This is a genomic window from Burkholderia sp. Se-20378, assembly GCF_017104665.1.
Classification (GTDB): domain Bacteria; phylum Pseudomonadota; class Gammaproteobacteria; order Burkholderiales; family Burkholderiaceae; genus Burkholderia; species Burkholderia lata.
On sequence record NZ_JAAGPG010000396.1, the window covers coordinates 1 to 8,053 of the forward strand.

The following is an 8,053-nucleotide window of genomic DNA, read 5'->3' on the forward strand; positions in this document are numbered from 1 at the left end:
GCCTGGCCCGCGCTCACGCCGCCCGATTGCTGGAACGCATATTGACGGCAGTTCGCATCGTCGGCGCGGAACTGGTCAAACGATTTGCCGGTGCCGGGAAGCGCCATCACGCTCGGCCCGGTCGGCATGTACGCGCACGCGCCGCGCAGGCCGGCCAGTGCCAGCGCGGCCGGCACGCGCAGAGATCGAAATACGGATTTCATCGTCGCGCCTCCGTCACTGCGGCCGCGCCGGCACCGATCGCCAGCCCGACTTGCAGGTCTTCACATACGGGTAGTAATGCTTCGACGCGTCGCAGTAGTACCAGACGTTCGCGTCGCCCTCGTCCTGCGGCTGCCCCTTCTCGACATACTCCGGCGGCGGCCCCGGATCGACGGGCACCGCGACGACGGGCGGCGGGTAGTAGTAAGGCGCAGGGACGACGGGGTAGTAATACGGGTAGCCGGGGCCGATATAGACCCCGACCCGGGCGGCATGCGCCACACCGCCCGTCGCGATCGCCACTGCGGCCACCGCGCCCAGTGCGAGCTTCAATCCATTCACGTCACGTTCTCCGGCTGGCGGTTCGTCGATGCGAACCCGACATACGGAACGCTACGCCGCGCACGATCCGTCATCCATTACGGGCGCACGCGCCAATGTTGCGCGGCGTTACCAATGTGACAGCCCCCATCGGCCGCGGCCCGCCGGCACGACCGCTTGCGTTACGCGATAACGCACTGCAACGGTTCGGCCGCGCGCCGGCGCCAGGTTGCGCGCAGCCACCCAGGGTTTGCGCCCGCGTCGAACCGTTCCGATGACGCGACGCGCCATATTGACGCACGTGCGTCAGACCGCCACGCCGCGGCCGCGCGCGCCGCACGCAGCCTTCTTGATACGAATCAACGATTTACCCCGGAATCGCGCGCGACGGGCTGGACATCTGCGACGAGTTGGCGCATTTCGCGGTGCAACATCGCGGCACATACTTCAGCCAACCCCGACGCCCGTCCGCCGGGGTCCGCCGGCACCCGCCGGCGGGTATCGTCAGCCTCGGTCAACTGGTATGGACACCGCTCTTTCGGCCCTCGATCTGGCCCGCCTGCAATTCGCGTTCACCGTCTCCTTTCACATCGTCTTTCCGGCGCTGAGCATCGGCCTCGCCAGCTTCATCGCCGTGCTCGAATATCGCTGGCTGAAAACCGGCAAGCAGTACTACAAAACCCTCTGCCTGTTCTGGTCGAAGATCTTCGCGGTCGCGTTCGGGATGGGCGTCGTCTCCGGCGTCGTGATGAGCTACCAGTTCGGCACGAACTGGTCGGGCTTCTCGAGCTTCGCCGGCGCCGTCACCGGGCCGCTGCTGATGTACGAGGTCATGACCGCGTTCTTCCTCGAGGCCGGCTTCCTCGGCATCATGCTGTTCGGCTGGAACCGCGTGAGCCCGCGCGCGCACTTCGGCGCGACGCTGATGGTCGCGATCGGCACGCTGATCTCGACGTTCTGGATCCTCGCGTCGAACAGCTGGATGCAGACGCCGCAGGGCTTCGAGATCGTCGACGGCCGCGTCGTGCCGACCGACTGGTTCGCGATCATCTTCAACCCGTCGTTCCCGTACCGCCTGTTCCACATGGCGATCGCCGCGTTCATCGTCGCCGCGCTGGTCGTAGCCGCAACGGGTGCCTGGCACCTGCTGAAGGGCCGCCGCGACAAGAGCGTGAAGAAGATGTTCTCGATGGCGCTGTGGCTGCTGCTCGTGCTCGCACCGCTGCAGGCCGTGATCGGCGACCAGCACGGCATCAACACGCTGAAGCACCAGCCGGCGAAGATCGCCGCGATCGAAGGGCTGTGGGAAACCGAGAAGGGCGGCACGCCGCTGAACCTGTTCGGCATTCCGGACATGAAGGCGGAAACGACCCGCTACGCGGTGAAGGTGCCGCACCTCGGCAGCCTGATCCTCACGCACAGCTGGGACGGCGAGATCCGCGGCCTGAAGGAATTCCCGCCGGAAGACCGTCCGAATTCGACCGTCGTGTTCTGGAGCTTCCGGATCATGGTCGGCCTCGGCTTCGCGATGATCGGCCTCGCCGCGCTCGCGTGGCTCCTGCGCCGCCGCGGCCGTCTGTATGAATCGAAGTGGTTCCAGCGCTTCGCGCTCGTGATGGGCCCGACCGGCTTCGTGTCGCTGCTCGCGGGCTGGGTGACGACCGAAGCGGGCCGCCAGCCGTGGGTCGTGTATGGCGTGATGCGCACCGCTCAGGCCGTGTCGCCGCTGTCGGTGCAGCAGGTCAGCCTGTCGATGATGACGTTCGTGATCGTGTACTTCCTCGTGTTCGGCACCGGCGTGTACTACATGCTGAAGCTGATGAAGGCCGGCCCCGCGCTGCCCGACGTGAAGCACGACGACACCCCCGACACGCGCCCCGATCACACCGCGCGCCGCCCGATGTCGGCCGTCGACGAGCCGCTCGAGACCGTCTGAGCCCACCCTTTCCGCATACGAGAAAACCTATGGACGTCACCGTAATCTGGGCCGCGATCATCGCATTGGGGCTCTTCATGTACGTCGTGCTCGACGGCTTCGACCTCGGCATCGGCATCGTCTTCCCGTTCTTCCCGGACGAGAAGGAACGCGACCTGATGATGAACACGGTCGCACCCGTGTGGGACGGCAACGAGACGTGGCTCGTGCTCGGCGGCGCCGGGCTGTTCGCGGTGTTCCCGATCGTCTATTCGACCGTGCTGTCCGCGCTGTACCTGCCGCTGATCTTCATGCTGGTGTGCCTGATCTTCCGCGGCGTGTCGTTCGAGATCCGCGCGAAGGCGCGGCGCACGAAGCAGCTGTGGGATCTCGCGTTCATCGGCGGCTCGGCCGGCGCGACGCTGTTCCAGGGGATCGCGCTCGGCGCGTTCCTGCAAGGCATCAACGTAAAGGATGGCGTGTTCGCGGGCGACGCGTTCGACTGGCTCACGCCGTTCAGCCTGCTGACCGGCCTCGGCCTGATCGTGACCTATGCGCTGCTCGGCTGCTGCTGGCTCGTCGCGAAGACGGAAGGCGACCTGCAACGGCGCCTGCATCGCGTCGTGTGGCCGCTGACGGTCGTGCTGCTCGGCTTCATCGCGGTCATCAGCCTGTGGACGCCGCTGCAGGATCCGGCCATCGCGCAGCGCTGGTTCGATTCGGGGCTGTTCTGGCGCCTGCTGCCGGTGCCGTTCCTGGTCGCCGGTTGTGCGGTGTGGATGCGCCGCGCGGTGCGCGCCCGGCATGACATGACCCCGTTCGTGCTCGCGCTGGCGCTCGTGCTGCTCGGCTACGTCGGCCTGCTCGTCACGCTGTTCCCGTATGCGATTCCTCAGACGATGACGATCTGGGAAGCCGCGGCGCCGCGTTCCAGCCAGACCTTCACGCTGGTCGGCGCAGCGGTTATCCTCCCGATCATCATCGCCTACACGACGATGGGTTACTGGGTATTCCGAGGCAAGGTGCGCCATGAAGACCAGCATTACTACCACCACTGATTCCGCCGAGCGCCCCGCTACGGCGCCACGGTCGCGGATGCGCGGCTGGATGTGGTTCGTCGTCCTGTGGGCGGGCGGCGTGATCGGGGCTGTCACGCTCGGCTACGCGTTCAAGATCTTCATGAACCTGACGCTGTTTGCGGTGAAGTAGGCGACGCGGCTGCCGGGTCGAGCGACGATCCAGGCAGCCGTTTTCTCGTCGACGGCTCCAGCGTCGGCTCGACGCGCCGGACGCCAGGCGCCGCGCCGGCATTCGCGCCAACGCTCCGACCGGCGGCAGCGCGCCCGCCGTTCCCTGTTGCTCCTTCGCCCCCCGGCACCGGCACGTGCGCGCCGCTCACCGCTCGCACTTCGTCGTGCACATCGCCTTGTCCACTTCCGTGAAGAACGCCTGGTAGTACTCGGGCTCCATGACGGTCTTGGTACGCGAATCGCCGGCGCTGTCCCACACCGTACGATCGAACCGTGCACGCACGATCGCCCCGTGCGCGTCCCGCCCCGCCCGAACCGTCACGATCGCGGCCACGCGTTCATGGTCGGGCTTCGTCGGCAACATCCCGATGCGGGCCTTCAGCGCGCCACGCAACAGCTGACGCCACTTCGGGATCAGCGTGTCGCTGCGCCCCGCTTCCACCAGCCCCGAATCGCGATCGACCGTCACCGGCGCATAACCCTGCGCGCGCAGCACGCCGGCCACCGCGTCGAGCGTGCGCGCCTGCGTCGCATCCGCATAGCGGCGGTCGCTGAGCATGCGCAGCGTCTGCTGCTCGGTATCGGTCAGGTCGACTTCGGTCTGGCTCGAGCTGTAGCGCACCAGCGATCCGCCGTTGCCGATCTGCCGCTCGTTGTCCGGTTTCGTCGCACATCCGGTCAGCGCCGCGAACAGTCCCGCACAGGCAAGCGCCAGCGCGCCGCGGCCGCGCACGGGCGGCACTATGGCCGGGCGGTGCGTCGCACGCCGCGCCGCGCGCCGGAGGCAAAGACGGTGGCGAATTCCGGTCGTCCGGGTGTCGGGTGGCGATATGATCGTCATCGGGGCGTGTTCTCCTGTCGGCGCCATGATAGGGAGGCGCCCCGACCGCCACAAACGACATTTTTTGACCCACTGTGTAGCTTTTCTTCGCGATCTCACGATGCGCCGATTGCCGCCCCTGAACGCGCTGCGCAGCTTCGAAGCTGCCGGCCGCCTGCAGAGCCTCACCCTCGCCGCCGACGAGCTGAACGTGACCCAGAGCGCGGTCGCGCAGCAGATCCGCGTGCTCGAATCGTTCTTCGGGCAGAAGCTGTTCGAGCGCGACGGACGTTCGTTGCGGCTCACGCCGCGCGCGCGGCATTACCTCGTCGACGTCGCGAGCTGCCTCGGCCGGCTCGCGCAGGCGACGGGGCAGATGTTCGAACCCGTCGGCGGCCATCCGGTGCGGATCAATGCGTCGGTGTCATTCGCGCACGGATGGTTGCTCACGCAACTGGCCGCGTTCCAGGCAGAACGTCCGGAGATCGACGTGCAACTCGTCACGACGCCCGACAACGAGCGCGACCAGTTCGACGAAACCTGCGACATCGTGGTCCGCCGCTATACGCCGGAGCTGCGCCGCAAGGGGTTCGTGTCGCGGCCGCTGCTTGCGACCGTCGCGGTGCCGGTGTGCGCGCCCGGCCACCCGGTGCTCGGCCAGGCGCGTACGCCGGCCGACTTGCGCAACGCGCCGCTGCTGCATTACGCAGGCTTGCCGCAGGCGTGGCAATACTGGTTCCACCAGGCGGGCTCGGCCGTCACCGAGACGCTGCGCGGGCCGTTCTATCGCGAGTTCTTCCTGATGACCAAGGCTGCCGCGAGCGGGCTCGGCGTGTGCCTCGCGCCACGCGCGGTGGTGCGCGACGACATCGAGCACGGGCGGCTCGTCGCGCTGTTTCCGGAAGTCCACCTGGAAGGGCCGCCGTTTCATTGCCTGTATCGCGACGACGACGATCCGTCGCTGCGCACGTTCGTCGACTGGCTGTTCGCGCGGGCGGAGGCGCTGGAGGGGGCGCCGCCGGGATAACCGGCGAGGAGTAGAAAGCAGGAACTGATGAAGCAGCCCGAGGCGGCTGCGCAGTCACGTCCGGCTAGGTGTTCTGCCGCACCACACCGAGCTTCAATCCCAGCATGCCGAAGATGCGGTTCATCGTCTGCACCGTCCCGTCGCTGCGACCTTGTTCGATATCCTGAATCGTCTTCGTCGACACACCGGCGAGCTTGGCCATTTCCGCGCTCGTCAGCCGCATCGTCTTCTTCAGATGACGTACCGATTCGCGCAACGGCCACTCGGGATGCGCGAGCACGTCTTCGATCGCTTGTCGTCGGAGCGAAAGCTGTTCGGGAAGCGGCAGCGCGTTATAGCGTTTGTCCATTGCGTCACCCGTGCCTAGCGCAACGCATCCAGCTCACGAGCCAACCGCTCGAGTCCCGGCTTCAGAAAGGCATGCACGTCGTGCTCCAGCCCGAGATCGGCACCATGATCGGCGATCTCCTGCAAACCCGGCGACATCGCACGTAGCCGTGCCCGCAACGCATCGCGATCCAACGCGACATGCGCTTCCTCAGCCTGCGGCTCACCAATTCGAACGATGGTATCCAGCACCCGCGCCCAATCCGGCTGCCCCCCGTCATTGCCTTCCCAGCGGATACGCCGCGCAATGCCATCCGGATGCAGATACATCGGCGCGAAGTCGTAAAGCGGCGTCAGGGCGACGCGTCCATCGAAGTCACGTTGCAACGCGGTGTTTCTCGCATGATTGTCCTTGTTGCCCAACGCGAGATTCGCGACATCGCGGCACAGGTATTCCGCCACCTCGGCCTGCGGGTCGGTGCATTGACGCGCGAGATGCCAGCACACCTCGTCGTGGCTCGGCACGACACCGAAGCCGGCCTTGTCCGTCAACGAAGCGATGCTTTCCTGGGCAAACCGGACGACACGACCGTCGATATGCGCCCGATCAAAACGCCGAATGAACAGCAAGCGATCATGTAGCGCCAGTGGCGCATGCACCCGCAAACCGAGACGCTGTGCCAATGCCATGTAGGGCGCCTCGTGGCGCAGAATCTGCGCAAGGCGCGCGTTCGCGCCGCGCCCGAACTTGACGATGTAGTGCTCACGCGCGCGTTCGTCCGGCAGCGTATGGTCCAGATAGAGCAAGCCGTCGTCAGCACGGGTCAGCAGCAGCTTCGGCCACTCGCCCTGTACACCCGAGGAGCCCGCAACGAAGAAGCCATGTGTGGCGAGATATTCGCTGAACGCGTCGCCTCGCGCGACAACCTCCTCGTCGGTAAAACCCTGCTGCGGCCCCTGACGTTCGGCCAGCCAATGCACGGCCTCCTTGATTCGCAGATTTCCGATCGAATTGGCAGCGCCTGCCAGCAGCAATGGCCAGTCGGCGCGTTCCTCGGCGGTTTCCGGTAAACCGAGACGGCGCAACAACTCCGCGCGGCCGAACCCTTGCGGCAACAGGTCGATCAGGAATACAGGCCAATGCGGCGTCTCCAGTGGCTCAAGACCAACCGGAAATCGACATGACATGGCGTGCGCATCGCGGGCGAGCTGATGCCGAACGGCCCACTCGACGTCGTAACCCGTATAAGCACGCGCTCGCCAGCCTTCGTCGGGCGTGCCGAACAAGGTGACAACACCAATGTCGTGCCAGGCACCGTCGGCGTGGAGTTGAATCGTACAGGAGTCGTTCATTTAGGCAGAAATCTACATAAATTATCCGGAGTGACGCAGATAAAGTATATATATTTCCACCGAAATAGAAACTTTTGCCGTTGGGCTAACGAAGCTCAACCTGCGGGAAATCGCACCCGGATTTACTTTTGCCCCCGCAGCGCCGCCTCGATCTTCCGATCGGTCTTGTACTGGCTCAGCGCATACACCGACCAGATCGCGGCCGGTATCCAGCCGATGATCGTGATTTGCAGGATCAGGCAGATGATTCCGGCGATCGGGCGGCCGATCGTGAAGAACTGGAACCACGGCAACAGCAGGGCAAGCAGAAGGCGCATCTGGAATCCTCTCGAGGCGTCATTGAACATTCGGGCATCGCCAATATGGCGAGTTGCCCGCGCCATTTCAAGTCCGCAACAGCCGATCACCGGGCGGGAAGCCGCAACCTCATGCCATCGGCCTAAGCCGAATCGGCCAGCCACCGCGCGACCCGCGCCACGAGCGGATCCGCTTCGTCGAAGCATTCGGCGCCCGCCACACGCGGCGCGTCGCAAATCGCGAACACCGGCTTGCCCCACTGCAACCCGAGTGCGATCTCGGACAGCGTGCCGAGCCCGCCGCCCACCGCGATCAGGCACAGCGACGCACGCGCGACCAGTGCGTTGCGTGTGATGCCGAGCCCGGTCGGCAATGCGACGCTCAGATAGATCTGAAGAGAGTCGTGTAGGGAAATAGTGTGCGCACGCGTGTAGATATCGGGGTGCGTCGTTGCATGCGAAAACAAAACCAGTGTAACAATAAGAACACACGGTCCATATCATACTTCATCACTTCACACCTCAGACACAAACACCACAACG

9 protein-coding genes and 2 pseudogenes are annotated in these 8,053 nt (G+C 65.4%); 4 read left to right on the forward strand and 7 right to left on the reverse strand.

From position 1 onward, the window contains the following. Both G3N93_RS29205 and G3N93_RS29210 read right to left on the reverse strand, forming a co-directional pair. Positions 1-203 (reverse strand): annotated as a pseudogene (locus G3N93_RS29205) (hypothetical protein); the annotation flags it as partial. 13 nt (positions 204-216) lie between these two features. Continuing rightward, positions 217-543, reverse strand: a complete 327-nt coding sequence (locus G3N93_RS29210; protein WP_011353790.1) for a hypothetical protein — start codon at positions 541-543, stop codon at positions 217-219. A gap of 502 nt (positions 544-1,045) precedes the next feature. Between G3N93_RS29210 and G3N93_RS29215 the strand changes: the two genes are divergently transcribed. The 3 genes from G3N93_RS29215 to G3N93_RS29225 are packed head-to-tail and all read left to right on the forward strand — an operon-like array spanning position 1,046 to position 3,646. Further along, a complete protein-coding gene (locus tag G3N93_RS29215; RefSeq protein WP_011353789.1) occupies positions 1,046-2,458 on the forward strand; it encodes a cytochrome ubiquinol oxidase subunit I in 1,413 nt (470 codons plus the stop codon). A gap of 29 nt (positions 2,459-2,487) precedes the next feature. After that, entirely contained in the window at positions 2,488-3,495 is a 1,008-nt protein-coding gene (gene cydB, locus G3N93_RS29220; RefSeq protein ID WP_011353788.1) for a cytochrome d ubiquinol oxidase subunit II, read from the forward strand. After that, positions 3,467-3,646 carry a hypothetical protein gene (locus G3N93_RS29225; protein ID WP_011353787.1) on the forward strand — a complete coding sequence of 60 codons (180 nt, stop codon included), beginning with the start codon at positions 3,467-3,469 and terminating at the stop codon, positions 3,644-3,646. Before cydB ends, G3N93_RS29225 begins: the two co-directional genes overlap by 29 nt. Before the next feature lie 186 nt (positions 3,647-3,832). On the opposite strand, the gene G3N93_RS29230 is transcribed toward G3N93_RS29225, so the two are convergent. Further along, positions 3,833-4,420, reverse strand: coding sequence for a hypothetical protein (locus G3N93_RS29230; RefSeq protein WP_244132430.1), 588 nt, complete (start codon positions 4,418-4,420; stop codon positions 3,833-3,835). Between the two features lie 208 nt (positions 4,421-4,628). Here G3N93_RS29230 and G3N93_RS29235 point away from each other — a divergent pair, with 208 nt between their 5' ends. Next, entirely contained in the window at positions 4,629-5,534 is a 906-nt protein-coding gene (locus G3N93_RS29235; RefSeq protein WP_241026745.1) for a LysR substrate-binding domain-containing protein, read from the forward strand. 64 nt (positions 5,535-5,598) lie between these two features. Here G3N93_RS29235 and G3N93_RS29240 read toward each other — a convergent pair whose 3' ends face one another. The 4 genes and pseudogenes from G3N93_RS29240 to G3N93_RS29255 all read right to left on the reverse strand — a co-directional run. Beyond that, positions 5,599-5,883 (reverse strand): helix-turn-helix domain-containing protein, encoded by a 285-nt coding sequence (locus tag G3N93_RS29240; protein ID WP_174941966.1) that lies wholly within the window; start codon positions 5,881-5,883, stop codon positions 5,599-5,601. A gap of 14 nt (positions 5,884-5,897) precedes the next feature. After that, entirely contained in the window at positions 5,898-7,214 is a 1,317-nt protein-coding gene (locus G3N93_RS29245) for a type II toxin-antitoxin system HipA family toxin (RefSeq protein ID WP_174941964.1), read from the reverse strand. Positions 7,215-7,336: 122 nt separating this feature from the next. Further along, complete coding sequence (locus G3N93_RS29250) at positions 7,337-7,531, reverse strand: YqaE/Pmp3 family membrane protein (RefSeq protein ID WP_174942183.1); 195 nt, start codon at positions 7,529-7,531, stop codon at positions 7,337-7,339. Positions 7,532-7,653: 122 nt separating this feature from the next. Beyond that, positions 7,654-7,899: pseudogene (locus G3N93_RS29255) on the reverse strand (lysine decarboxylase); the annotation flags it as partial. Between the last annotated feature and the right edge of the window lie 154 nt (positions 7,900-8,053).